Genomic DNA, 25,840 nt, shown 5'->3' with positions numbered 1-25,840 from the left:
CGTGCTGAACGATTCGCACGGGCGGAGCCTTGGCGCTCCTCCGGGCGCCTTTTTTTTATGGGAGGAGGGATGCGGAGTCGGTCAGAACATCGGCTTGTTCAGCGCCAGCCAGAAGATCAGGGCAAGCTGGAACAGCGCGAGCGTGGCCGCGGTGATGCGTGTGGAACGGCCATATCGTGGCTTGATGGCGTAACGTCCTGCGACGATATAACCCAAGAGAAGAATCACCTTGCCAGTCAGCCAGTGGTGGACGAAAGGCATCCAACCGGTGACGACCAGCAGGCCGATGGCGGCTGCCAGCAGTAGGGTGTCATTCAGGTGGGGTAGCCATTTGAGTGGCGTCGATCGCCAGCCTGGCCGGCCGCCGGCATCCAACGCAAGACGTAGGATAAAAAGAACGGCTGTCAGGCCGGCGGTGGTGATATGGATGTGTTTTAGCAGTGGATACCATTGCATGGAGGGGCCCTTCGGTCCGAACAGTCTTCATTTTCAGCGGGACCATGATGCCTCCGTCCCGAGTAATACTCAAAAAGATTTATTTAAAATGAATCTTAAAAGTCTTAACCTGATGCTGTAGCCATTTCGTGGAGTGCGATGCCATGCAAACCGACAGTGTTGCCATCGATCGACCGGCCATCGGGCAGCTCTTCAGCTATCCCTTCCGTATCTTCTTCCTGTCGTTGGCGCTACTCGGGGTGTTTGCCGTCCCTCTCTGGATCGGCGTGGCTTCCGGGGAGCTGCGTTTGCCGTTGGCCATGCCGGGCTTGTTCTGGCATCAACACGAGATGCTGTTCGGTTTTCTATCTGCCGCCATTGCCGGTTTCCTGCTGACTGCGGTTTGCGTCTGGACCAGTACGGAGCGCACCCACGGCGCGTCCCTCTTCGGCCTCTGGCTGGTCTGGCTCGGTGGACGCCTGCTTCTGGCTGGCGGCGCAGAGGTGCCAGCGATTTTGGTTCACGCGGTCAACCTGGCTTTCATGCCGCTGGTGATGTTCGACGCTGGTTGGCGTATCTGGCGAGCACGCCAACGTCGGCAACTGATGATCCTGGTGGTATTGGGACTGCTCTGGGGGATGCAGCTCGGCTTTGTTCTATCGTTCAACCCGTTGTTCATCTCCGGTGGGTTGGTGATGGCTATGGCGCTCTCGGGCATCATCGGCGGTCGGATTACGCCGGCGTTTTCCTCAGGCTGGCTGCGCCAGCAGGGGCTTGATGGGTCAGCCGTCAAGGTCTTTCCAAGGCTGGACATGCTCCAGTTAGCGAGCATGGTGGCCCTGCTGGCGCTCCTGCTGGCAGGCAGACACTGGGGTAGTGGACTGGCGGCTCTGGTGGCTGCTGCCTTGATGTTGTCGCGCCTTATCGGCTGGAAGGGCTGGCGGGTAGCGCGAAATCCGCTGCTGTGGATTCTTCACCTCTCGCTACTCTGGATCCCCGTGGCCCTGGTGTTGCTGGCGGGGCACCAGCTGCTCGACTGGCCGGGCAGCGCGTGGGCCCATGCCGCGGGACTGGGTGTCATCGGCAGCCTGGTGTTAGGTGTTATCGCGCGGGTTTCCCTTGGGCATACAGGGAGGGCGCTGGTTCTCCCCACTGGCATGGTGGCGGCGTTTCTTGCTATCCAGGCTGCGGCGCTGGTGCGGGTGGTGACTGCTTTCGGCGGTATTGAGTGGGCCCTGGGCGTGCGGATCAGTGGTGGTCTCTGGGTTCTGGCGTTTGCCCTGTTCCTGGTGTTCTACGCGGGGATCCTTGCCCGCCCCCGGGCCGATGGACGCGAAGGTTGAGGGTAATAGCCCCTGGGCTGGTTTCAATACCGCGGCATAAACCGTGAATTTTTCGATAGTTGCAACATGGGCCATTTCTGACTCGGCAGGAAATGCGCCATACTGGCAATCGGTGACGCGGCACAGGACGTATCGTCCTCCACCGGTAAGCCCTAAAGGGTAATCGCCAACCCAGACCGAGAGCGTTTTTGTGAGCCTAAGCCCAATCAAGGAACGTGTTGAGGCCTTGGAACAATGGATCCTGGCCAATCCGAACCCCCCCAGGAAAATGCCCTGGATTGCCCTCTATAGGGCCGGACGGGTCATCTACGCGGTGGCCCGGGATGTGATTAACGGCCAGCTCACGCTGCATGCCATGAGCCTGGTCTACACAACCCTCCTCAGTATCGTGCCGCTGCTGGCATTGAGCTTCTCGGTGCTCAAGGCCATGGATGTGCACCAGCGTATCCAGCCTTTCCTGTACCAGTTCTTCGAGCCCATGGGTCCCCAGGGGATCGATATGGCGAACAAGATTCTCGAGTTCGTCGATAACATCAAGGTGGGCGTGCTGGGTTCGGTAGGCCTTGCGTTGCTGATCTACACCGTCATTTCGCTGGTGCAGAAGATCGAGTTTGCCTTCAATACCATCTGGCGGGTGCCGCAGATGCGCTCGCTCACGCAGCGGTTCAGCAACTACGTTAGCGTTATCATGATCGGCCCACTGATGATGGTGTTGGCGGTCGGGATCACGGCGACCATTTTCTCCTCGACGGTCGTCCAGACGCTGATCGCGATAGAGCCCCTGGGCACCGTGGTGCTGTTCCTGAGCCGCTTCACTCCCTTCTTCATCGTCGTATTGGCGTTCACGTTCATGTACGTGTTCATGCCCAACACCAAGGTTGGATTCAAGTACGCGCTGATCGGCGGGGTCATTGCCGGGGTGTCCTGGCAGGCGCTCAGTATGCTTTTTGCGTCCTTCGTCGCAGGATCGGCCCGGTATGAGGCAATCTATTCCAGTTTCGCCATCGGCATCATCCTGTTGATCTGGCTCTACCTGAACTGGCTGGTGCTGTTGGTCGGTTCCAGCCTTGTGTTCTACATCCAGAATCCCCGGGCGATTTCCAAGCGTCGTGAGGTGAGGGTATCTCCCGAGCTGCAGGAGCAGGTGGCGCTGGTGATGATGTGGATGGTGTGCAAGCCCTTCAGTGAGGGCAAGGCGACGCCCCAGCAGGAACAGCTTGAGGAGGAGATGGGTATTCCCGCCGAAGTGTCGCGCAAGATCAGTGACAAGCTGATTCGCGGCGGGCTGCTCATGCTGGCTGGGCCTGAAGGGGACGGCCTCGTGCCGGCCCGTGCGCTGGATTTGATCAGCATCGAGGAGATCCTCGCGGTTATCCGTACCGACGAGGAGCGCCTGGTGCGGCGCCTGCCCAAGGTGTTGCCGGACGACCTTTCACCGCTCCCCAACTGCAGCGACACGAGAACCATGGCAGAGCTGCTCAAACCGCGCCGGGACTGATTCAGCGGGGTTTGGGCGCTGCGCCGTTCCGCAACATATTGACCAGGGCATTGCGGATCGTCTGGAACTGGTCCGGATCCATCTGCAGCGCTGCGACCAGTTGGTCCTCGGGCAGGTTGCGTTGTTGGGCGTGACGCAGCACCTCCCGTGTCCCCAGGATGATGCCGTCGTTCAGCGGGGTGTGCTCGCTTTGCGGCGCCGGTCGTTCCGCGGTCAGCAGGTAGGCGTGATAGCGCGGCGGCAGCTCCCACTTGGTGGCGACGATCTGCGCCGTCGCCCAGTCACAGCTGCGCAGGGCCGACCGCATGACTGCCGGCTCCATCGCCACGCCCGGGCATTCGGATTTGTATAGACGGGCGACTTCCCGCCGGATCGTAATGTAGGCCAGCGAGGGCAGTAGCCCTACCAGGAAGAAGGCATTGCCGTCGCCCCCGCGGGCATCGGCAATAAGTTCTGCGGAGCGTGCGCAGGCCAGCCCCCACCGCCATACCCGTTGCGCGAACAAGGCTTCCTGGCTGCTGCGGGCAGTCATCATCGGGCGCACTACTGCCGCCGAGGCCACGCTGCGTACACCGTTGATCCCGAGCAGGAAGATGGCATGTTCGACAGACTCGATATGCTGCTCGCCGGGCAGGAAGAACGGGCTGTTGGCCATATGCAGCAACTGGTCGGTCAGCGCCGGGTCCGAGAGGATGATTTCCGAGAGTTCCTTACGGCTGACGTTGTCGTTGGAGAGCGCGCGCATGAGCATGGGAAGTACCGCAGGCTGGCGCGGTAGCTCCGCCAAGCCGTTATCGATAACGCGCTGTTGCAGCGCCTCGAGAATGACTGGCGCGTGGGCCGTGTCCCGCTCGACCTGGGCCGGGCTGGCGTCGAGCAGCCAGCAGAACAGATGGTTTTCCAACTGCCTCAGGGCGGCGTGGGTTTCTTCCTCGTCATCGATATTCGGATTGGCGGGATTCAGCAGCCCGGATTCGCGACGTGTCACCGCCTGTTTTTCTGGTGCTTTCGGTTTCAGCCAACTGAACAGGCGCCACATCCGTTCGGCCCTCAGAAAGTCGTGTCCATTAAAATAGCACCACTGGGGCGCAATGCTTGGTGTTGTTGGTTAGGAGTTTACGACAGGGCTTGAGATCTCAAGAAGAGGGCTGCGGATGATTTTACGTCTTTCTACAGTGTGGTCCGGAACTGGCGTTTTCTCCCGACTGGCATTACCAGCCCGGGCGTCCAGTTCAGAACAGCTGTTGGCCGAAGACAAATACGAATTGCGCAACACCGGCGGCAAAGCCCAATGCCGCCCCGACCAGGATCAGCTTGATCTCGTCCTCCTGGAAGCAGGGGCGCAGCAGGTCCTGGAATTCCGCGGATGACAGCGCAATCATCCGCTCCACCATGATTTTCTCCACGGCCTCGGCACGGTCCTTCTCGAACACGGGGTTGTTGAATGACGTGGAGGAGATCTCCAGCGCCTTTTCACCCACCTTGTTCTTCAACGTGGCGAAGCCGGTGGGGCCGAAAGCCACTTGCGTGAGGGCCTTGCCCATACCCGCGGTTTCGTCCACCAGCGGCTTGATGTGCTTCTTCACCATGTTCCTGGCACGCTCGCCGTTGGGGCCATTGAGGATGGCGTTGATAATGTTGCCCACGGTCAGAATCTCGTGGGTGACGATATGGCAGAAGGATTCGGCCACCTCTCGTTGGCGCTTGAGGAACAGCCCCTGCAGCTTGAATGGCCCGATCTTGCGCGGCTCCAGCGGCCGGAAGATAACGTTGAGGGCGATCCAGTTGGTCGCCCAACCCACCAGCAGACCGAAGAACGGCAGCACCCACCAGGCCTGGTAGAAATACCACACGCCCATTTGTACCAGGCCGAACAGGAACCCGAAGTAGAAACCGGAATTGACGATAAACCGGAATTCCTTATCGCCGCATTCCAGGAAGATCTGGTTGAGCAGTCTCTTATCGGCTGCCAGGCGATCGATCACCATGCCCTTGATATCGAGCAGGCCCTCGATATTCTCCGATAGGTCATCCACGAGATTGTCCACGAGCTGCGGCGTAGACTTGCGCACGCGCTCATAGACCATGTTGCGGGCCGACGAAGGGAGGTTTTCCCAAAAGGTCGGGTACTCCTTCAACATCAATTCGTCGACGTACTCCTCGGTGCGTGGCTCGACATTGTGGATGACATATTCGGCGAGCACATGGGGGTCGATCTGGTCGAAGATTTCCTGCACCGTGCCAATCTTGGCGATGGTGGCATCCACGCTCTTGGCGGCCATCTTGCGCGCTTTGGACGGGATAATGCCCTGCCAGCCCCAGATCGGGCGGATACCGACGAACTCCAGCGGGTAGAACGTCATCTTTATAGCCAGCCAGTTGGTCACCCAGCCAATGACGGCGGCAACGACCGGGATGCTGAGGTATTGCCAGAATTCAACGTTGTGCAGCAGCTCGCTCATGGATGTGACTACTCGTTCAGGCAGCTTTCGCCAGGCTGTGGGAGGCCGGATCGGATCCACGCATCATCTTTGCCGCCCACTGCGCTGTCAATGACAGTGGCGCGGCGCGGGAAAGTCAGCAGGATCATAGTCAGGGTGCCGACGCTCAGCCTTGCTGTTCGGAGATCTTTGCGCGATTGTCCCTCGCCCGTTGCAGGCGGTTCGAAGCGCCCTCGATCAGCGATAGCAATACCGGTACCACCAGCAGGATCAGGAAGGTACCCACCGCCAGGCCGAAGGCGATGCTCACCGCCATGGGAATCAGGAACTGGGCTTGCAGGGAGGTCTCGAACAAGAGAGGCAGCAGCCCGCTGATGGTGGTCAGTGACGTCAGCAGCACTGCACGCAGACGCTGGCAGGCCGCCTCCACCAGCGCTTCACGCACGGGCATGCCGCCGGCCCGGAGTTCCTTGTAGAAGGTCACCAGGATGATCGAGTCGTTGATCACGATGCCGGACAGGCCGAACATACCGAACAGAGACAGGATGGTCAGGTCGATGCCGAGCAATAAATGGCCCAGGATGGCGCCGCACAGGCCGAAGGGAATAGCGATCATCACCGCCAGGGGCCAGGTATAGGCGCCGAAGACCCACGCCAGGATGATGTAGATCAGTGCCAGGCCAATCAAGGCTCCCGCCATCATGTCCTGGCCCGTCTCCCGTTGCTCTTCCGCCTTGCCTTCGAAGCGGGTGTTCACGCCGTACGTGCTCTCCAGTTCGTCGATGGCATCCTGCTGCAGATCGGCAATCACCTGGTTGGCGTTGGTCACGGTCGGGTCCACATCGGCGGTAACGTGGACCCCCAGCTGACCATCGGTATGACGCAACAATGCCAGGCCACGGCGGGATTCCAGGTTGATGACGTTGGCGAGTGGTGTGGTGTCTCCCGTCGGCGTGACGATGGGGAGCGTGTCCAGCGTACGCTGCAGGTTGCGTTCGGCCTCCGGCAGCATGATCCGCACCTCCACCTCGTCGTGGGCGTCATAGAAGACCTGCAACAGCTGACCATCCAACGCAGCCCGCATCTGACGACCAACATCATCGATGGTCAGACCGAGGGATTGCGCCAGGGGAGTCAGGGTGAAGATATACTGCTGCTTGCCGTAGGGCAGGTCGTCAAGAATATCGGTGACGCCTTCGTAATTGCGCAGGTCTTCTTTCAGGGATTCGGCGGCATCCTTCAGCGTCGCGGCATCGGCCCCGGAAATGAACACGTCGAGCGGTTTGCCCGGTGGGCCGCCTTGGGGGCTGGTAATCGATAGTTGCTCTACACCCGCCAGTTGCGGCAAGGCCTTGCGCCAGGCGGCGATAAATTCGGGGTTGCGCACGCTGCGGGCATCCGGTGTGACCAGCTCCACGGTCACCATGGCGTACTGTTCGCCGCGTTCGATGGAGACGCCACCGTCGAATGACCCGCGATTAAGTTGCAGCACGGCCACTTTCACGAGGTCGCGCTCGTCCTTCAACTGACTGTTCGTCTCCCAGAGAATGTCTTCCATTAAGCGCCCGTAGGATTTTACGTCCGAAGGCGGTGTGCCGGCCGCGAATTTAACGCTGGCAACAATGCGTGATGACTCCGGGGTGGGAAAGAAGGTGAAACGGACATGTCCGGAAACGACGATGGCCAGGCTGATCAACAGCGCACATCCCGTAGCCACGATGACCGTGCCCCGGTTGCTCAGGCTCCACTCTGCCATGGGCCGGAAATAATTGTCGCGGAAGCGATTGAATCCCCGGTCCAGCTTCTTGCGCAATGGGCCTTCCTCCCGATGGTGGTGCTTGTGGAACGAGGACCGCAGGTGCCCGGGGAGGATCAGGAAGCTCTCGATCAGCGACGCGATGATCACGCAGATCACCACGAAGGGAATATCCCGCAAAATCTGACCGATGATCCCGCTCACCAGCATCAGCGGCAGGAAGGCGGCAATGGTTGTCAGCGACGAACTCATGACCGGCACCAACATCCGTCGCGCACCGCCCTCGGCAGCCTGCAGCGATCGCTCTCCGCGCTGGTAGTGGGTCATGGCGTCTTCCGCCACGACGATAGCGTCGTCGACGATAATCCCCAAAGCCATGATCAGCGCGAACAGACTGACCATGTTGATGCTGCCGCCGTTCATCCAGAGGATCGCCAACGTACCCATGAACGAGATAGGGATACCCGCCGCTACCCAGAAGGCAATGCGGCCGTTGAGGAAGATAAACAGGATGCCGACGACCAGGATCAGTCCGCCGATGCCGTTCTTCAGCAGCAGGTTGATACGGTCGACGATCAGCTCATACTGCTCGTCGAACACGATGAGCTGGATATCCTGGGGCAGCGACGGGCGCGTATCCCCCAGCCATTGCTGCATGATCCCTGCAGAATTCAGGGCGTCGCTGGTTTCCGCCCGCTGAAGTTGCATGAGCACGGCGGGTTGGCCCTGATAAAAGACTTCGACCGCATCGTCCTTGGGGCGCAGGGTGATCTCTGCCACATCGCCCAGGGTCAGGCGTCGTCCATCCGCCGTGGTCATGATGGCCATGTTGGCGAACTGGCTAGCGGTGCGCCCCTTTTCCAGGCTGCGGATTTCACGGGCGGATTCCTCATCGCCCACAGTGCCGGCGGGTATGTCCTGGCTCTGCCCAACGATACGCTGGCCCAGTTGAGGCAGCGACATTCCCAGGTCAGCGATGTTTTCGCTGTCCACCTCGATGGCAATTTCCCGATCGGGTAGCCCTGTCAGCTCGACCTTCGCGACCCCGCGGTTGAGCAGTTCGTCCTCGAAGCGGTAGGCCATGGGACGCAGGGCTTCAAGGCGGGCGGGGCCGGTGAGGATGACCGTGGCGATCGGTTCGTTGCGGATATACTTGCTGATTTCCGGGCGTTCGGCATCGCTGGGCAGGTTGCGCACCAGGCCGACATGCTCGTTCACCTGGTCCAGGGCGATGCCCATGTCCGTGCCTTCCTCGTACTCGATTACGATGTTGCCGTAGCCGAGGGTAGAGGTGGAGCGCATCTCCTTCACGTTATCAAGATTGCGCAGCTCCTGTTCCAACGGCGTAGTGATGGAACGGGCCACGTCCTCGGCGCTGGCGCCGGGCCAGACCACGGTGACCGTAATGAAGTCGGTGGCGAAGTTGGGCAGGAACTGGCGGTTCAGGCCGCTCAGGGCATAGATGCCCGCCAGCAGCATGATCAGCATCAGCAGGTTGGCGGCGACCTTGTGTTGGGCGAAACGGCCGAGGATGTCGTTACGGTGTTGGCCGGGATCTTCAGCCATGGTCGGCTCCCGGATTCATCACGGTGACCTTGAGGCCGCTGATGGCGTTGGGTAGCTGAGTGGTGAGAATACGATCGCCGGTCTTGAGTTGTTTGGAACGCACGAGCAGGCTCTGACGACCGTCGCCAAAGCGATCACCGACGACCGTCACATCGACCGACTCGAGCCTGCCTTCGGAGATACGGTATAGCGTGTGCTCGTCGTACAATGACGAGACCGGTACGGAAAACAGGTTGGACTGCGGCGGCAGTTCCAGGGTCAGGTCCAGCGTGCGGTTCAGGGCGGCGGACGGTGTTTCGTCGGCAAACCGGAACAAGCCATCCACACCGCCGGCCCCCGGATTGACCTGGCCGGAAAGTCGGGCCAGCAGGAGTTCGTAGGGATCGCCCGTGATCGATGTGGTCGCGGTCAGGCTGGCCTTGTCAGCCAGGGCTTGCTGGACCACACCCACGCGCTGCATGGGGATCTGGGCGCGTACTTCCAGGTTGTCGGTGGCATAGAGGCTTGCCAGGACCTCACCGGGACGTACCCGCTCACCGGGGCTGACCTGAATGTCAGTGACCACGCCAGCAAAGGGCGCCCGGATTGAAGTGCGTTCCAGGTCGAGCTTGGCTTGCTCGAGTAGGGCCTTAGCCCGAGCCAGACGGGCCTCAAGGGATTGCAGCCGGCTTTCGTGATTGGCGACCGCCAGCTCCCGGTTCACCAGTGAAATTTCCGCGGACTGCAGGGCCTGTTGAGCCTGGTCGATACGGGCACGGCTGTTGAGGTTGGAAGCTTCCAGGCGGTTTTCACGATCCAGCGCGCGCTGTGAAATAGCGACCAGCGCCTTTTCGCGCTCCAGTAGGCGTTGGTCAGCCTTGAATTGGTTCTGTTCCTGCTTGATCTGGCTCTGCAGTTCGTTCACATCGGCCTGGCGCTGCGCCCGCAGCAGTTCCACTTCGGTGTCTTCCAGTTCGATGATGATATCGCCCTGGTCGACCGCCTGGCCTTCGAGCACCGGTAGGGCTTCGACATTAGCCGTAACGGCGGCGCTCAGGGTGGACTGGTAGGGAGTCTCGATACGGCCCAGCAAACGTAGTTGCGGCGAGCGTGCGGCGGATTCGATCACCGAGGTCTGGACAGGCCAGGCCTTTTCTTCGGCCGTGGCTTCGGGAGGTGCAGGCTTGAGCCTGAACAGCGCCACCACGACCGCAATCGCGATAACAATAAGGACGAGGGGCAGCAGGCGGCGCCTGGCCCAAAAACGGTTGGTTTTTCGCACGACCGAAACTCTCTGGAACAGTTATCGTTGTAGTGGTGCGGCAATATCGGGTGCACACCGTATCGTCTTGCTTGGAACTATCGTGCTTTCCCGATCACCCGGTAGCCCTGCGGGCTACTCAGAAGCTAAAGCATCTGCTACACGCTCGAGGGTTCCGAAAAATGTAGCCGACGCTTCAGAGGGTGTTGCAAAACTACTGCGCTCGGCCATGCGGCGTTGGAAATTCGCTCAAAATGCTCATTTACTACCAGTAAACTGCGCTTTTTCGCGAATTTCCGCCTTGCCTAGCCTTCGCTCGCTACGTTTTGCAACACCCTCTTCAGCTTCGGAGGCGCCGACAGGCGCCCCTGTCTGTTAAGGCTCAGGATGCGTTATGTGCGGTACCTTTATCCACAAAGAACCTAATCCTTCTGCCCGTCGCCCCACAACCAATGGCAAATGGCCAAAGCCGCTACCGGCGCCGTTTCGGTTCGAAGCACTCGCGGCCCTAGCGCTGCGGGCAGGAAACCGGCCGCCTCCGCCGCCTGGATCTCTTCATCGCTTAGCCCACCTTCCGGCCCAACCAGCAGCGCCAACGTTTGGGGCCTGTCCAGCCCGGCAAGAGACTGCGGGGTACGGTGATGTAGCACCAGTCTAAGATCTTCGTTACCGGTTACCGCGAACCAGTCTGCAAGCGTAGCGACCGGTTCGATATCGGGCACCCGAGCGCGTCCGCATTGTTCGGCGGCACTGATGGCCACCTGTTGCCAGTGACGCAGTCGCTTGTCCTCGCGGTCGCCCTTCAGCTTCACCTCGCAACGCTCGCTTACCAGCGGCGTGATGCGGGCCACGCCCATTTCCACACTCTTCTGGATCGCGTAATCCATGCGATCTCCCCGGGACAATACCTGGCCCAGGTGAACCTGCAATGGCGATTCGCTGGTATTGGGTACAGGTTCGCCGATGCGAGCCTTCACCTGCTTCTTGCCGACGTCGGTCAGGATTGCAGGATAGTCGTGCCCGTCACCGTTGAACAGTTCGACGTGCTGCCCGGTTTGCATGCGCAATACCCGGCCCACGTGGTTGGCTGCCTGCTCGTCCAGTTGGACTTCGCTACCAGCGGCCAGGGCTACCGGTGAATAGATCCGTGGGATGCGCATCAGTCCCTGACCGCGATTTCGATGCCTTCAGTGGCCACCTGGGCCAGATGCTTGATCTGCTCCTCGGTAATCACATAAGGCGGCATGAAGTAGACCACATTACCCAGGGGACGCAGCAGTGCCTGGCGGGTCAACGAATGTCGATAGACCTTGATGCCACGGCGCTCCTGCCAGGGGAAGGGCGTTTTTGTGGTCCTGTCCTTGACCATTTCGATCGCCAGGGTCATGCCGTGCTGGCGGATATCGCCGACATTTGGGTGATCCGCAAGGTGCGCGACGGAGTCGGTCATGCACTGGGCCAGACGCCTGTTATTTTCAATGACGTTGTCGTCGCGGAATATATCCAGCGTCGCCAGCGCTACGGCACAACCGATCGGGTTGCCGGTGTAGCTGTGGGAATGCAGGAAGGCGCGCATGGTTTCGTAATCGTCGTAGAAGGCGTCATAGACCGTGTCGGTGGTGAGCACCACGGATAGCGGCAGGTAGCCTGCGGTCAGGCCCTTGGATAAACACATGAAATCGGGCGAGATGCCGGCCTGTTCGCAGGCGAACATCGTACCCGTGCGGCCGAAGCCGACCGCGATCTCGTCGGCGATCAGGTGGACGCCGTACTTGTCACAGGCTTCACGCAGCTTCTTGTGGTAGATCGCATGGTGCATGCGCATGTTGCCGGCACACTGGATCAGCGGTTCCACCACCACGGCGCAGATCTCGTCGTGACGCTCGGCGAGGATCTTCTCCATGCCTTCGAACTGGCGCAGGGCATAGTCTTCCCAGCTTTCACCGGCTTCGCGATTGAACGCGTCTGGGGAGGGCGCGGTGATGACTTCCATCAGCAGCGGCTCGTAGGTGTCCTTATAGAGGGACACGTCGCCCAGTGCCAGGGCGCCTAGCGTTTCCCCGTGGTAGCTATTGCCCAGGTTGACGAAGTTCTTCTTGCCCGGCTTACCCATGTTGCGCCAGTAGTGGTAACTCATCTTGAGCGCGGCTTCGATGGCGGAGGAGCCGTTGTCCGCATAGAAGCACTTGTTCAATCCCTCCGGCGTAACCTCGATCAGCCGTTCGGACAGGTTGACGACGGGTTCGTGGCTGAAGCCGGCGAGGATAACGTGCTCAAGCTGTTCGGTCTGTTCGCGGATCGCGGCGTTGATACGCGGGTTGGCGTGACCGAACAGGTTGACCCACCAGGAGCTGACCGCGTCGATATAGCGATTCTCTTCGAAGTCTTCCAGCCACACCCCTTCGCCGCGCTTGATAGGAATCAGCGGCAGGGTTTCGTGGTCTTTCATCTGGGTGCATGGGTGCCAGACGGATTTCAGGTCGCGTTTGACCAGGTCAGCGTTGCGCATGGGGTTCTCCTCTCGGGCCGCGAGGGTTCGGGCGTCGCCATTTTTATTGGGGCGTTTGGCGACGGAGCGGCCAAAAATACAGGCGACAATGATACTGGTCCCAGTGCCTGGAGTGCCAGTCAGCGGGCCCTGACTTTTTTGCCTCGCGGCTCGGGAGGCGCGGCCAATGCCCGTCGTCGCTTTGGTGGACGATCATGGCGGACATGATTAGACCGGAGACACAGCATGAAGTTTGATGTGGTGCACCCCTACGACGCCAGTCTCGATAGGGTGCTGGGAGCCTTTCTCGACGAGCGGCATATTCAGGAAAAGAATGACCGGCTGGGTCATCGTAATGTCCAGGTGAAAGAGCTCAAGCGGGACGATACGGCGGCGAAGTTGGTCGTGGAGCGGGAAATGACCTCGTCGGTGAAAGTCCCCGCAACGCTGTCCAGCTTCCATCGGGAATGGAACTCGGTACGGCAGGAAGAGCATTGGTTCCGCAAGGACGATTCGGAGTGGCATTGCGAATTTCGTGTGAGAATCGAAGGCGTGCCCGCGAAGATTCAGGGCAACATGCAGCTTAAGTCCGCCGGGGCCGCGTGCACGAATCATGTGACGCTGGATGTGCGGTGCGAGATTCCCTTGTTAGGGAAGAAGATCGCGCAGTTTCTGGTGGATGATTCACGGTACAAGATGGAGCAGGAATACGACGCGACGCGCGGGTTGCTGTGAGTTTCGGATACGTCATCACATGTGGGTTTGATCGGCAGCCCTGCGGGCTGCTCCGAAGCTGAAGCGTCGGCTACATTCCCAGTTAACTCGAGCATGTAGCAGATGCTTCAGCTTCTGAGGCGTCGCAGGTGCCTGTCATTCGCCCACAACCGCTTGCGTCCATTTATCCGAAGGCCAATTCGCCTCGAAATGCGCTCGACAAACGTACCTGAGTCTCCAACAAAAAAGGGGAGCCGAAGCTCCCCTTCCGTTCTTCCTACAACCCTCAATGCTTCAACACCCTCGACAGGAACGACTGCGTCCGTTCGTTCTGCGGATTATCGAACACATCGGCCGGCTTGCCTTCCTCGACGATCTGGCCGCCGTGGATGTAGATCACCCGGTCGGCCACTTCCCGGGCGAAGCCCATTTCGTGGGTCACGACCATCATGGTCATCCCTTCCTTGGCCAGTTCCCGCATGACGTCCAGTACTTCGCCGATCATCTCCGGGTCCAGGGCTGACGTAGGTTCGTCGAACAACATCAGCCGTGGCTCCATGGCCAGGGCCCGGGCAATAGCGACCCGCTGCTGTTGGCCGCCGGAGAGCTGAGACGGGTATTTCTCCGCCTGGTTGGCAATGCCGACCCGGTCGAGCAGCTTCATGGCGATGTTGGCCGCTTCGGCCTTGTCCGTACTCTTGACCTTTCGTGGCGCCAGCATGACGTTCTCCTTCACCGTCAGGTGGGGGAACAGGTTGAACTGCTGGAACACCATGCCCACTTCCTTGCGGATCTCGGTCAGGGCTTTCTGGTTGCCGCCTTTGGGTTCGAGTTTCTGGTTGTCGACGCTGAGCTCGCCGGACTCATACTCTTCTAGCCCGTTCACGCAACGGATCAGCGTGGATTTGCCAGAGCCGCTGGCGCCGATCACAACGACCACTTCACCGGCGTCGACGGAGAGGTCGATGTCCTTGAGGACATGGTGATCGCCGAAATACTTGTTCAGGCGCTGCATGCGCACGATCTTGTCCATGGTCTGCCTCCGTCAGGTCGATGCCAGTCCGCGCCGCTCCACCAGGCGCAGCAGGAACGACAGGGTCAGGGTGATGGCCAGGTACATGAGGGCCACCATGAAGTACACCTCGAACGCCGTGAACGTGGTGGCGATGTAGATCTGGCCCTGCCGGACCAGTTCGCCCACGCCAATGACGGAAAACAGTGAGGTGTCCTTGATGCTGACGATCGCCTGGTTGCCCAGGGGCGGGATCATGCGACGAAGGGCCTGGGGCCAGATCACGGACCAGAAGGTTTGTGAGCGTGACAGGCCCAGGGACAGGCCGGCTTCGCTCTGGCCTTTGTCGATGGACTGCACGCCACCGCGCACGACCTCGGAGATATAGGCGCCGGAGTTGAGGGCGATGGCCGCGATGCCGGCGGTCAGCGCGTTGATCGGGCCGCCGACGATATCCGGCAGACCGTAAAAGATAAACAGGACCTGCACCAGGATCGGCGTACCGCGGAAGACCTCGATATAGGCCGTGGCGGGCCAGCGCAGGAGACGCGAGCGGCTGATGCTCAACAGGCCCATCACGATACCGATCACGAAACCGATAAACAGGCCACCGAAGGAAATCAGCAGGGTGTAGGGAATACCTTTAAGCAGGTAGGGGACGGACTGGATCGCCGCGCCCCAGTCAAACTGGAAGCCGGATTCCACGTGTCAGTTCTCCAATGAGATAACGACTGGATAACCAAAATGGCGCAGGGAGCCTGAAGACTCCCTGCGCCATCGAACAAGGATTTACTGGTCTTCCGGCATCTTGCCGAACCACTTCTCGTAGATTTCCTTGTAGGTACCGTCTTCCTTCATTGCGGCGAGGGCTTCGTTTACGTCCTCAACCCACTTGCTGCCACTTTTCAGGGCGATACCATACTGCTGGCCTTCGTACAGCGGGCCAACGGTTTCCACCCGGCCTTCACCCTTGGTGCGGGCGAAGTAGCCAACGTTCGGGGCATCGTAGAATACGGCGTCGACACTGCCGGACATCAGGGCCATGTACATGTCGGCGCTGCCCGGATACGGGGTAACGCCTTCATCGTCTTCGATGTTCTTGGTCAGGTAGTCGTAGCTCGTGGAGCCGATCTTGGTACCGATTTTCTTGCCTTCCAGGTCGTCAAATTCCTTGATGTCTTCATTGTCGGCGCGGACCAGCAGGCGCAGACCGGAATCGTAGTAGGGGTCGGAGAAGTCGACGATCTTCTCGCGCTCTTCGGTAATGGTGATGCCGGCCAGGGCGATATCTACGTTGCCGGTTTGCAGGGCCGGGATAATGCCGTTGAAGTCCATGGTGTTGAGGTTGTAGTCGAAGCCGGCGCGCTCGGCGACTTCGGCGAGGATGTCCATGTCGAAGCCGACCATCTTGCCGGTTTCCTGGTCCATCATTTCAAACGGGACGAAGCTGGGGTCGGTGACGGCCCGCAGGGTCTCTGCGCTGGCCACTGTGGTGCCCACGGTAAGGGCGAGCGTTGCGCTCAGGGTCTTCAGCCATTTGCTGCTCATATAACCTCCTGGTTTATTTTTTTGGACGTCCGATTCTTTGCTTGTGGCAATGACATTATGGTTGCAGTTCAGGGCGATGCCATAACCGGACTATTTTAGACCATGGCCGGAAACAGGCCCCGAAGTCAATTTTGACTACTTGGCGGGAGGTCTAATTGACCTGCTCGAAAGGGCGGAAAAAAGATTAGACGAGACAGTGATTTATGATTTAACTCGACTTCGAAGCAAGGGGTGATCGTCGCTCTCGCCAAGCTGGATGGGCGTCCCTGCCCATTGTCCCGCGACGATCACCGTTTGCTTCGGCGTAGCTCGGTTGCCGATCGTGGATAGATTACTTCAGAAAGCGATCTTGTCCCGATTGGCCAGGCCCAGGTTGTTCCAGATGTTGAGGCTGGCGTTGGCCTGGTTGAGCGTATAGAAGTGCAGCCCCGGTGCGCCAGCTTCGAGCAGCTTCTCGCACATGCGGGTGATCATCTCCTCGCCGAACTTGCGGATGCTCTCGCTGTCGTCGCCATAGGCGTCGAGCTGCTTGCGGATCCAACGGGGAATTTCGGCGCCGCACATGTCGGAGAAGCGCACCAGGCTTGAGTAGTTCACGATCGGCATGATGCCTGGAACCACCGGGATGGTGATGCCCATCGTCTCCAGCCGGTCGATGAAATAGAAGTAGCTGTCGGCGTTGAAGAAGTACTGGGTAATGGCGCTGTTGGCGCCGGCTTCGATTTTGCGCGCGAAGTTCTTCAGGTCTTCCTCGGCCGTGCGGGCCTGGGGGTGGAATTCCGGGTAGGCCGCCACTTCGATATTGAAGGTATCGCCGGAATGCTCACGAATGAAGCTTACCAGTTCGTTGGCATAGCGCAGTTCGCCCGCAGAACCCATGCCTGAGGGCAGGTCCCCGCGCAGGGCGACGATGCGGTTGATGCCATTTTCCTTATACAGGTCCAGCAGTTCGGCGATGCTTTCGCGGGTACCACCGACGCAGGATAGGTGCGGGGCAGTGGAGATGCCCTGCTCGTGCAGGCTCAGTACCGTATCGATGGTGCGGTCTCGGGTTGAGCCGCCAGCGCCGAAGGTGACCGAGAAGAAGTCCGGGTTCACTGCCGCCAGTTTGTCACGCACGCCCTGGAGCTTTTCCTTGCCCTGATCTGTCTTGGGTGGGAAGAACTCAAAGCTGAAACGACGCTTGAATTGTTTCTGGGTTTCCATGGTCTGGCTCTGTTGCTATCGGCGCCCGCAACGCGAACGCCGTACGTCATGGATCGGTCGCGGGGATCGTCCGCGACCGGTTCACTACTGAACGAATCAGTACTTGTAGCTGTCCGGCTTGTAAGGGCCTTCTACCGCCACGCCGATGTACTTGGCCTGTTCCGGGGTCAGCTTGGTGATGGTGCCACCGAAGCCTTCCACCATCGCCCGGGCCACTTCCTCGTCCAGGTGTTTGGGCAGGACGTGGACGTAGACGCCTTTCTCGCGGGCATCTGCCGGCAGGTCGGCGAAGCGGCGCTCGAACAAGTGCATCTGCGCCAGTACCTGGTTGGCGAAGGAGCCATCCATGATCCGCGACGGATGCCCGGTGGCGTTGCCCAGGTTTACCAAGCGGCCTTCGGACAGCAGGAGGAGGTAGTCGCCTGCGGTCTTGTCGCGGTGGATCAGGTGGACCTGCGGCTTGATCTCTTCCCATTCCCAATGCTTGCGCATGTAGGCGGTGTCGATCTCGTTGTCGAAGTGGCCGATGTTGCAGACGAGGGCGCCGGCTTTCAGGGCCTTCAGCATATTGGAATCGCAGACGTTGACGTTACCGGTGGTGGTGACCAGTAGGTCGATATGGCCCAGCAGATCCTTGTCGACGCCTGATTCCGTGCCGGTATTCACGCCATTGACGTATGGAGAGACGACTTCGTATCCGTCCATGCAGGCCTGCATCGCACAGATCGGGTCGGCTTCGGTCACCTTCACGATCATGCCCTCCTGACGCAGGGATGCGGCGGAGCCCTTACCCACGTCTCCGTAGCCGATGACCAGTGCCTTCTTGCCGGACATCAGGTGGTCGGTAGCGCGCTTGATCGCATCGTTGAGGCTGTGACGACAACCGTACTTGTTGTCGTTCTTGGACTTGGTGATCGAATCGTTGACGTTGATCGCCGGCACCTTCAAGGTGCCTTCACGCATCATCTCCTGCAGACGGTGGACACCCGTGGTGGTTTCCTCGGTGATGCCGTGACACTTGTTCAGGATCTCCGGGAACTTGTCGTGGAGCAGGGCGGTGAGGTCGCCGCCGTCGTCCAGCACCATGTTCGGTTCCCAGCCTTCCACGTCGGCGCCAACCGTGCGCTCTAGACACCACTCGTATTCGTCTTCGGTTTCACCCTTCCAGGCGAAGACAGGAATGCCCTTGGAAGCGATGGCCGCAGCGGCGTGGTCCTGGGTGGAGAAGATATTACAGGAGGACCAGCGTACGTCCGCGCCGAGCTCGATCAGGGTCTCGATCAGCACCGCGGTCTGGATCGTCATGTGGATGCAGCCCATGATGTTCGCGCCTTTCAAAGGCTGCTCGCCCTTGTACTTATTGCGCAGGGCCATCAGTGCCGGCATTTCGCTCTCGGCGATCATGATCTCCTTACGGCCCCAGTCCGCCAGGGAAATATCGCGGACCTTGAAGTCTTCGTTGGTATTCAGTTGTTCAGCCGGTGTGCTCATGTTCTGTGCTCCTGGATCTGTTGGTTGCCGCAATTGGCAGCAACTTGAGAATTCGATATCTAAGCTCCCCTCTCCCGCCAGGGGCGAGGGGCTTAAAACAGCCTCTGGATCAGGCTCCTGCTGCATCCTTCAGCGCGGCAGCCTTGTCGGTCTTCTCCCACGGGAACGCGGTGAAGGACTCGTTACCGACGGTCATCTCGAACGGCTCGCGGCCGAAGTGGCCATAGGCTGCGGTCGCGCGGTACATCGGGTGCAGCAGGTCGAGCATTCGGGTAATGGCGTAGGGGCGCAGGTCGAAGTTCTGGCGCACCAGGGCGATGATCTTGTCGTCGGCGATCTTGCCGGTGCCAAAGGTGTTGATGGAGATAGAGGTCGGTTCGGCGACGCCAATGGCGTAGGACACCTGGATCTCGCACTTGTCCGCCAGGCCGGCGGCGACGATGTTCTTGGCGACATAACGGCCGGCGTAGGCCGCGGAACGGTCCACCTTGGACGGGTCCTTGCCGGAGAAGGCGCCGCCGCCGTGACGGGCCATGCCGCCGTAGGTGTCGACGATGATCTTGCGGCCGGTCAGACCACAGTCACCCACCGGTCCCCCGATAACGAACTTGCCGGTCGGGTTGATGTGGAACTTGGTGTCCTTGGTCAGCAATTCCGCCGGGATCACATGCTTGACGATCAGCTCCATGACCGCCTCTTTCAGGTCGGCCTGGCTGACGCTGGGATCATGCTGGGTAGACAGGACCACAGCGTCGATACCCGACACGCGGCCGTTCTCGTAACGGCAGGTGACCTGGCTCTTGGCATCCGGGCGTAGCCACGGCAGCAGGCCGTTCTTGCGGGCTTCGGCCTGGCGCTCCACCAGACGGTGGGCGTAGCAGATGGGGGCCGGCATCAGTACGTCGGTTTCGTTGCTGGCATAGCCGAACATGAGGCCTTGGTCACCAGCGCCCTGGTCTTCCGGCTTCTGGCGGTCGACGCCCTGGGCGATGTCCACGGACTGTTTGCCGATGATGTTGATGATGCCACAGGTATCGCCGTCGAAACCCACGTCGGAAGAGGTATAGCCGATATCCTTGATCACCGAGCGGACCAGGTCTTCCAGGTCGACCCACGCCGACGTCGTGACCTCACCGCCAACGATCGCCACGCCGGTCTTGACCAGGGTCTCGCAGGCGACGCGGGCGTTGGGGTCTTCAGTCAGGATAGCGTCGAGGACGGCATCGGAGATCTGATCCGCCAGTTTGTCCGGATGGCCTTCGGAAACAGACTCGGACGTAAAAATGCTGTAGTCAGACATGTGTTGGCATTCCTTTTTTTCTGATACGACAAAAATGTTCAGGCGACGAATGGCAGCGTCGCGCCCGGTTAATGATTCAGCGTTGGCTGTGGGTTTGTTTGCACGTTCGTACGGGTGTTGGAAAGTTTCCAGAATTCCCTCACCTGGATCTGGAAACCATTACGTAAACCGATAAAAAGCGTCTCACCGATGGCAAGGCCCGCATCCTGGGCCCAGGCCGACAGCTCTTCCGGCTCGAAGCCAAGCCACAGGTCGCCGCAGTTGGCCTTGACCCAATTCTGGTCGTGACTGCACAGGTCACTGATCACCAGCAAACCGTCATCTTCGAGCAGGGCGGCGGCATCCACAAAAATATCTGCCGGGCTGGGCACGTGGTGCATCACCATGTTCGCCACGATCAGGTCGAACTGTTCATTTCGGGCCAGCACGGCATCCGTTTCGCCGGCGACCAGCTCGACATTGCCCAGGCCTTCGTCCTCGCAGCGACTTTGCGCGCGGGCCAGCATATCGTCCGAGTTGTCCACCGCGACGACCCGCTGGGCCAGTCGGGACAGGGTAGGCAGGAAGGCACCTTCGCCTGGACCGATTTCAAGTGCGTGTTCAAACTGTCCGTCGACGCGCGAGCGGATCAGTTGGGCCGTGGGCTCCGCATAGCGCTCGAACTCGGCGATTAATTCCTGGTGCTCGCGGAATTCGTCCACATACCGGGCAAAGAAGGCGCGGGACTGCTCCGAACGCTGGCGGCGGATGGCGTCGATGGCCGATGCCCGGTGCGGTTGGAGTGGCGTCTGGTCGATCGTCGCGAACAATTGCTGGATGGCCAGACTCTCCAGCGAATCCTCAGCAGGTTGCAGTGGGCGGCGGTAGAAGATTGCGTTGCCTTCCCGCTGCGGCTCCACCAATCCTGCCTTGCTCAGCACCTTCAGGTGATGGCTCATGCCTGACTGGCGCATCTCGAAGATCTGGCTCAGCTCCAGCACGCCGAATGTTTCCCGCTGCAGGACGCGCAGGATTTCCAGCCGCAACGGATCGCCGCTCGCCTTGTAGACGGCAGCCAGCGAGTCCAGTGCGCTGGACGGAACGGAGACTTCGGCCAGGTTGCTCATAAAGGCGAAGTGTAGGGAGCTGAAGTAAGGGGGTCAATAACAATATCAAAAAATTTTGATATAGGTTTGGAGTAATGTTTTGACCGGCTTTGACAAAGCCCGGTTTTGCAAGGTTCGAGCAGTCGAAAGTCGCTGAAGTAAAAGGGCTTATTTTTAAGGCCGCAGGCTTGGCTTGTCCGTTGTTGGGGAATTTCCCGCGTTCAGCTCGCCAGGCATTTGCCCATCACCTCCCTAATCGGCGAAAATATGCGCCTTCTTGATTCCTGACCGTGTTGGCGGACCGGTCGTGCGGTTCGTTTGCCCAATATTTCAAGCCGTTGCACATCCTTGGAGATTACTGATGCCCTCCCGTAAAGATCTAGCCAATGCCATTCGCGCGCTCAGCATGGATGCGGTCCAGAAGGCCAACTCCGGTCACCCGGGCGCACCGATGGGCATGGCGGACATCGCCGAAGTGCTCTGGAACGACTACCTGAGCCACAACCCGGCGGACCCCAAGTGGCCCAACCGGGATCGTTTCATCCTGTCCAACGGCCACGGCTCCATGCTGCAGTACTCGCTGCTGCACCTGAGCGGCTACGACGTCTCCCTGGATGACATCAAGAATTTCCGTCAACTGCACAGCAAGACCCCGGGCCACCCGGAATACGGCTACACCCCCGGCATAGAAACCACCACCGGCCCGCTGGGGCAGGGCATCGCCAACGCGGTGGGTTTCGCCATTGCCGAAAAGGCCCTGGGCGCGCAGTTCAATCGCGACGGTCACAACATTGTCGACCACTATACCTACGCATTCCTGGGGGACGGCTGCCTGATGGAAGGCATCTCACACGAAGTCTGCTCCCTGGCCGGCACCCTGGGCCTGGGCAAGCTGATCTTCTTCTACGACGACAACGGTATCTCCATCGACGGTGAAGTGGACGGCTGGTTCACCGACGACACCCCCAAGCGTTTCGAGTCTTACGGCTGGCAGGTCATCCCAGACGTAGACGGCCACAGCGCGGAGGAAGTGCGCCGCGCTATCGAATTCGGTCGAGCCAACACAGATCAGCCCACCCTGATCTGCTGCAAGACCATCATCGGCTTCGGTGCCCCCAACAAGCAGGGCACCGAGAGCTGCCACGGCTCCGCCCTGGGCGAGGCTGAAATCATTGCCGCCCGCGAGAACCTGGGCTGGAACTATGGCGACTTCGAAGTGCCGGACGATATCTACGCCGCCTGGAACGCCCGCGAAAAAGGTGCCGCCGCGCAGAAAACCTGGAACGAAGCATTCGCCGCCTACAAGAGCGCCCACCCGGAACTGGCGGCTGAGCTGGAACGCCGTATGAAGGGCGACCTGCCGGCCAACTTCGCCGAGAAGGCCGATGCCTACATCCGTGAATGCCAGGAAAAAGGCGAGACCGTCGCCAGTCGCAAGGCCTCCCAGAACACCCTGAACGCCTACGGCCCGATGCTGCCGGAACTGCTCGGCGGCTCCGCCGACCTGGCCGGCTCCAACCTGACCATCTGGGATGGCAGCAAGGGCATCAACAAGGACGACGCCAGCGGCAACTACCTCTACTACGGTGTCCGCGAATTTGGCATGGCGGCAATCATGAACGGTATCGCCCTGCACGGCGGCTTCGTGCCCTATGGCGCCACCTTCCTGATCTTCATGGAGTACTGCCGCAATGCCGTGCGTATGGCGGCGCTGATGAAGCAGCGTTCCATCTTCGTGTTCACGCACGACTCTATCGGTCTGGGCGAGGACGGCCCCACGCACCAGCCTATCGAGCAACTCACCGCCCTGCGCAGCACGCCAAACATGCACGTCTGGCGTCCCGCCGATGCGGTGGAATCCGCTATCGCCTGGAAAAGTGCGCTGGAGCGTACCGACGGCCCGAGCGCGCTGGTCTTCTCCCGCCAGGGGCTGCCGCACCAGGATCGTGATGACGAGCAGCTTGCGGACGCAGCCAAAGGCGCGTACATCCTCTCCGACGACAGCGGCCGGCCGGACCTGATCCTGATTGCCACCGGTTCCGAAGTGTCCCTGGCCCAGGAGTCCGCCAACACGTTGCGGGAACAGGGCCATAAGGTTCGTGTCGTTTCCATGCCTTCTGCGGAAGTCTTCGACGAGCAGGACGCCAAGTACAAGCAGCAGGTGCTGCCGCTGGATGTGACCAACAGGGTTGCCATCGAAGCCGGCTACGCGGACTACTGGTACAAGTACGTGGGTCTGGACGGCCGTATCGTCGGTATGACCAGCTTCGGTGAATCCGCGCCGGCGGGCGAGCTGTTCAAGTACTTCGGCTTTACCGTCGACAATGTCGTTTCCGTCGCGCAGGAACTGCTCGATAATTAAGGCTGACGAACTAATAAAGACCGACCATGGGCCGTCGCGCGCGCGGCGGCCTTTCCTTCTCTTAGGGGAGATCGCTCCACTTCATGGCATATCGTCTGGCAATTAATGGCTATGGCCGTATCGGCCAGTGTGTCCTGCGTGCACTCTATGAGAACGGCTATCGGGATTCCCTGCAGGTTGTGGCGATTAACGAGTTGTCTGATCTGGAAACCATTGCCCACCTGACCCGCTACGACTCTACCCATGGCCGCTTCCGTGGTGACGTGGAAACGAGTACCACCGGTATGGTGGTCAACGGGGACGAAATCCAGGTGCTGCGTTCGAGCCAGCCGGGAGATCTACCCTGGGCCGATATGCAAGTGGATCTGGTACTGGAATGTACCGGCGCCTTCAGTGATCGGGATACCGCGCAGGAACACCTTCGGGCCGGTGCTGGCCGGGTGCTCTTTTCCCAACCGGCCGAACCGGATGTGGATCGCACCATCGTTTTCGGTATCAACGAGGGCGACCTGGCGGCGGAGGACCGCATCGTCTCCAATGCGTCGTGCACCACCAACTGTGTGGTGCCGGTGATCCAGGCGCTGGACAACGCGCTGGGGGTGGAGCAGGGCGCCATCACTACCATCCATGCGGCGATGAACGACCAGCCGGTGATCGACGCCTACCACCACCATGACCTGCGCCGCACCCGTAGCGCGCTGCACAACATCGTTCCGGTGGACACCGGATTGGCGCGCGGCATCGAGCGTCTGCTGCCCAATATGAAAGATCGCTTCAGCGCGGTGGCCATGCGCGTGCCTACCCTTAACGTGTCTGCCATCGACATGACCGTTAATGTGTCGAAGGCCACCGACGTGGCGACGGTGAATAGCATCATCCGCGAGTGCGCCAAAGGATCGCTCAAGGGCATCGTTGGCTACACCGACGAGCCGCTGGCGAGCGCTGATTTCAACCATGACCCGCGCTCGGTCATTGTCGATGGTGGCCAGACACGGGTCAGTGGTGGCCGGATGGTAAAGGTACTGTGCTGGTTTGATAACGAATGGGGCTTTGCCAACCGCATGCTCGACGTCAGTGGCAGTTGGCTGTCCCGCTTTGTCGAATCTCATTGAATACATGTTTTCAACAACGTCCCGACTTTTTGCAACGCTTATAACGACTTGAAAAAAGGAAAGTTTCATGACCATCAAGAAGATGACTGAACTGGATCTGGCGGGCAAGCGCGTCCTGATCCGTGAGGATCTGAACGTACCGGTCAAGGACGGCAAAGTCACCAGCGATGCCCGTATCCGCGCCTCCCTGCCGACCATCAAGGCGGCCCGGGACGCCGGCGCCAAGGTGATGCTGATGTCCCACCTGGGCCGCCCCGAAGAAGGTGTGTTCGACGAAGCGTCGTCCATGAAGCCGGTAGCCGACCACTTGGGCGAAGTGCTGGGTCAGCCGGTGCGCCTGATCAAGGATTACCTGGACGGCGTCGACGTGGCCGACGGCGAAGTGGTCCTGTTCGAGAACGTCCGCTTCAACAAGGGCGAGAAAAAGGATGACGAGGACCTGTCCCGCAAGTATGCGGCCTTGTGCGATCTCTACGTGATGGATGCCTTCGGCACCGCCCACCGCGCCCAGGCCTCGACGCACGGCGTGGCTAAATTTGCACCGGAAGCCTGCGCTGGACCGCTGCTGGCGGCCGAGCTGGAGGCGCTGAGCCAGGCGCTGGACAATCCCGCGAAGCCGGTGGTGGCCATCGTCGGTGGTTCCAAGGTGTCGACCAAACTGGATGTCCTCAATGCCCTGGAAGAGGTCTGTGACCAGATCATCGTCGGCGGCGGCATCGCCAATACCTTCCTAGCGGCGGCCGGCCACCCGGTGGGCAAGTCCTTGTGCGAACATGACCTGATCGATACCGCCAAGGATATTGCCTCCCGTGTCGAGATTCCCCTGCCGGTTGATGTTGTCGTGGCCCCTGAGTTCGATGAGAATGCCACCGCGACCACCAAGAATATCTCCGATGTCACCGACGACGACATGATCCTCGACGTCGGCCCGGAAACTGCAGGTCAGTTTGCGGAGCTGCTCAAGAACGCGAAGACCATTCTCTGGAATGGCCCGGTGGGCGTTTTCGAATTCGACCAGTTCGGCAACGGCACCAAGGCCCTGGCCGATGCCATTGCACAGAGTGATGCCTTCTCCCTCGCCGGCGGCGGCGATACCGTTGCTGCCGTGGACAAGTACGGCGTGAGTGAGAAGATCTCGTATATCTCGACGGGTGGCGGTGCCTTCCTCGAGTTTGTTGAAGGCAAGACCCTGCCTGCGGTCGCGGTACTGGAAGAGCGCGGCGAGTAAGACTGTATATCCGAC

Annotated in this window: 20 protein-coding genes; 6 read left to right on the top strand and 14 right to left on the bottom strand. The window is 60.1% G+C overall.

The features are described 5' to 3' along the window. Positions 1–81: 81 nt before the first annotated feature. A complete protein-coding gene (locus RE428_RS18630) occupies positions 82–456 on the bottom strand; it encodes a SirB2 family protein (protein ID WP_004580673.1) in 375 nt (124 codons plus the stop codon). 143 nt (positions 457–599) lie between these two features. Between RE428_RS18630 and RE428_RS18625 the strand changes: the two genes are divergently transcribed. Beyond that, positions 600–1,778, top strand: a complete 1,179-nt coding sequence (locus RE428_RS18625; RefSeq protein WP_004580674.1) for an NnrS family protein — start codon at positions 600–602, stop codon at positions 1,776–1,778. 190 nt (positions 1,779–1,968) lie between these two features. Continuing rightward, positions 1,969–3,276, top strand: a complete 1,308-nt coding sequence (locus RE428_RS18620) for a YihY/virulence factor BrkB family protein (RefSeq protein ID WP_040882470.1) — start codon at positions 1,969–1,971, stop codon at positions 3,274–3,276. A gap of 1 nt (position 3,277) precedes the next feature. Here the strand turns inward: RE428_RS18620 and RE428_RS18615 are convergent, their stop codons facing one another. The 6 genes from RE428_RS18615 to RE428_RS18590 all read right to left on the bottom strand — a co-directional run bounded on the left by RE428_RS18615 (position 3,278) and on the right by RE428_RS18590 (position 12,788). Next, complete coding sequence (locus tag RE428_RS18615; protein WP_004580676.1) at positions 3,278–4,315, bottom strand: HDOD domain-containing protein; 1,038 nt, start codon at positions 4,313–4,315, stop codon at positions 3,278–3,280. A 193-nt stretch (positions 4,316–4,508) separates the two neighbouring features. Continuing rightward, a complete protein-coding gene (locus RE428_RS18610) occupies positions 4,509–5,738 on the bottom strand; it encodes a DUF445 domain-containing protein (protein ID WP_004580677.1) in 1,230 nt (409 codons plus the stop codon). A 145-nt stretch (positions 5,739–5,883) separates the two neighbouring features. After that, positions 5,884–9,039: an efflux RND transporter permease subunit gene (locus RE428_RS18605; protein WP_004580678.1), complete on the bottom strand. Its 3,156-nt coding sequence runs from the start codon at positions 9,037–9,039 to the stop codon at positions 5,884–5,886. Beyond that, positions 9,032–10,300 (bottom strand): efflux RND transporter periplasmic adaptor subunit, encoded by a 1,269-nt coding sequence (locus tag RE428_RS18600; protein ID WP_004580679.1) that lies wholly within the window; start codon positions 10,298–10,300, stop codon positions 9,032–9,034. The genes RE428_RS18605 and RE428_RS18600 overlap by 8 nt, the downstream gene beginning before the upstream one ends. Before the next feature lie 401 nt (positions 10,301–10,701). Beyond that, a complete protein-coding gene (locus RE428_RS18595) occupies positions 10,702–11,439 on the bottom strand; it encodes a 16S rRNA (uracil(1498)-N(3))-methyltransferase (RefSeq protein ID WP_004580680.1) in 738 nt (245 codons plus the stop codon). Next, on the bottom strand, positions 11,439–12,788 hold the full coding sequence (locus RE428_RS18590; protein ID WP_004580681.1) for an adenosylmethionine--8-amino-7-oxononanoate transaminase: 1,350 nt from the start codon (positions 12,786–12,788) through the stop codon (positions 11,439–11,441). The genes RE428_RS18595 and RE428_RS18590 overlap by 1 nt, the downstream gene beginning before the upstream one ends. 225 nt (positions 12,789–13,013) lie before the next feature. On the opposite strand from RE428_RS18590, the gene RE428_RS18585 reads away from it, so the two are divergent. Further along, a complete protein-coding gene (locus tag RE428_RS18585) occupies positions 13,014–13,502 on the top strand; it encodes a DUF2505 domain-containing protein (protein WP_004580682.1) in 489 nt (162 codons plus the stop codon). A 265-nt stretch (positions 13,503–13,767) separates the two neighbouring features. Here the strand turns inward: RE428_RS18585 and RE428_RS18580 are convergent, their stop codons facing one another. From RE428_RS18580 to RE428_RS18550, 7 genes are all read right to left on the bottom strand, one after another. Beyond that, positions 13,768–14,514: an amino acid ABC transporter ATP-binding protein gene (locus tag RE428_RS18580; protein WP_004580683.1), complete on the bottom strand. Its 747-nt coding sequence runs from the start codon at positions 14,512–14,514 to the stop codon at positions 13,768–13,770. A gap of 12 nt (positions 14,515–14,526) precedes the next feature. Continuing rightward, positions 14,527–15,198 (bottom strand): amino acid ABC transporter permease, encoded by a 672-nt coding sequence (locus RE428_RS18575; RefSeq protein WP_004580684.1) that lies wholly within the window; start codon positions 15,196–15,198, stop codon positions 14,527–14,529. An 84-nt stretch (positions 15,199–15,282) separates the two neighbouring features. After that, positions 15,283–16,041 (bottom strand): transporter substrate-binding domain-containing protein, encoded by a 759-nt coding sequence (locus tag RE428_RS18570; protein WP_004580685.1) that lies wholly within the window; start codon positions 16,039–16,041, stop codon positions 15,283–15,285. A 336-nt stretch (positions 16,042–16,377) separates the two neighbouring features. Continuing rightward, positions 16,378–17,247 (bottom strand): methylenetetrahydrofolate reductase [NAD(P)H], encoded by an 870-nt coding sequence (gene metF, locus RE428_RS18565; RefSeq protein WP_004580686.1) that lies wholly within the window; start codon positions 17,245–17,247, stop codon positions 16,378–16,380. A 96-nt stretch (positions 17,248–17,343) separates the two neighbouring features. Continuing rightward, positions 17,344–18,738, bottom strand: coding sequence for an adenosylhomocysteinase (gene ahcY / locus RE428_RS18560; RefSeq protein ID WP_004580687.1), 1,395 nt, complete (start codon positions 18,736–18,738; stop codon positions 17,344–17,346). A 109-nt stretch (positions 18,739–18,847) separates the two neighbouring features. Then, the gene (gene metK, locus RE428_RS18555) at positions 18,848–20,038 is read right to left on the bottom strand and encodes a methionine adenosyltransferase (protein WP_004580688.1); all 1,191 of its coding nucleotides are present in this window, start codon (positions 20,036–20,038) and stop codon (positions 18,848–18,850) included. Positions 20,039–20,106: 68 nt separating this feature from the next. Then, positions 20,107–21,144: a metalloregulator ArsR/SmtB family transcription factor gene (locus RE428_RS18550; RefSeq protein WP_004580689.1), complete on the bottom strand. Its 1,038-nt coding sequence runs from the start codon at positions 21,142–21,144 to the stop codon at positions 20,107–20,109. A gap of 340 nt (positions 21,145–21,484) precedes the next feature. Between RE428_RS18550 and tkt the strand changes: the two genes are divergently transcribed. From tkt to RE428_RS18535, 3 genes are all read left to right on the top strand, one after another. Further along, positions 21,485–23,485, top strand: coding sequence for a transketolase (gene tkt, locus RE428_RS18545; RefSeq protein ID WP_004580690.1), 2,001 nt, complete (start codon positions 21,485–21,487; stop codon positions 23,483–23,485). Between the two features lie 83 nt (positions 23,486–23,568). Further along, complete coding sequence (gene gap / locus RE428_RS18540) at positions 23,569–24,597, top strand: type I glyceraldehyde-3-phosphate dehydrogenase (protein WP_004580691.1); 1,029 nt, start codon at positions 23,569–23,571, stop codon at positions 24,595–24,597. Between the two features lie 67 nt (positions 24,598–24,664). Further along, on the top strand, positions 24,665–25,825 hold the full coding sequence (locus RE428_RS18535; RefSeq protein WP_004580692.1) for a phosphoglycerate kinase: 1,161 nt from the start codon (positions 24,665–24,667) through the stop codon (positions 25,823–25,825). The last annotated feature ends 15 nt before the right edge of the window (positions 25,826–25,840 follow it).

This window comes from Marinobacter nanhaiticus D15-8W, assembly GCF_036511935.1.
Classification (GTDB): domain Bacteria; phylum Pseudomonadota; class Gammaproteobacteria; order Pseudomonadales; family Oleiphilaceae; genus Marinobacter_A; species Marinobacter_A nanhaiticus.
This window is presented reverse-complemented; position numbering and strand designations above follow the sequence as displayed.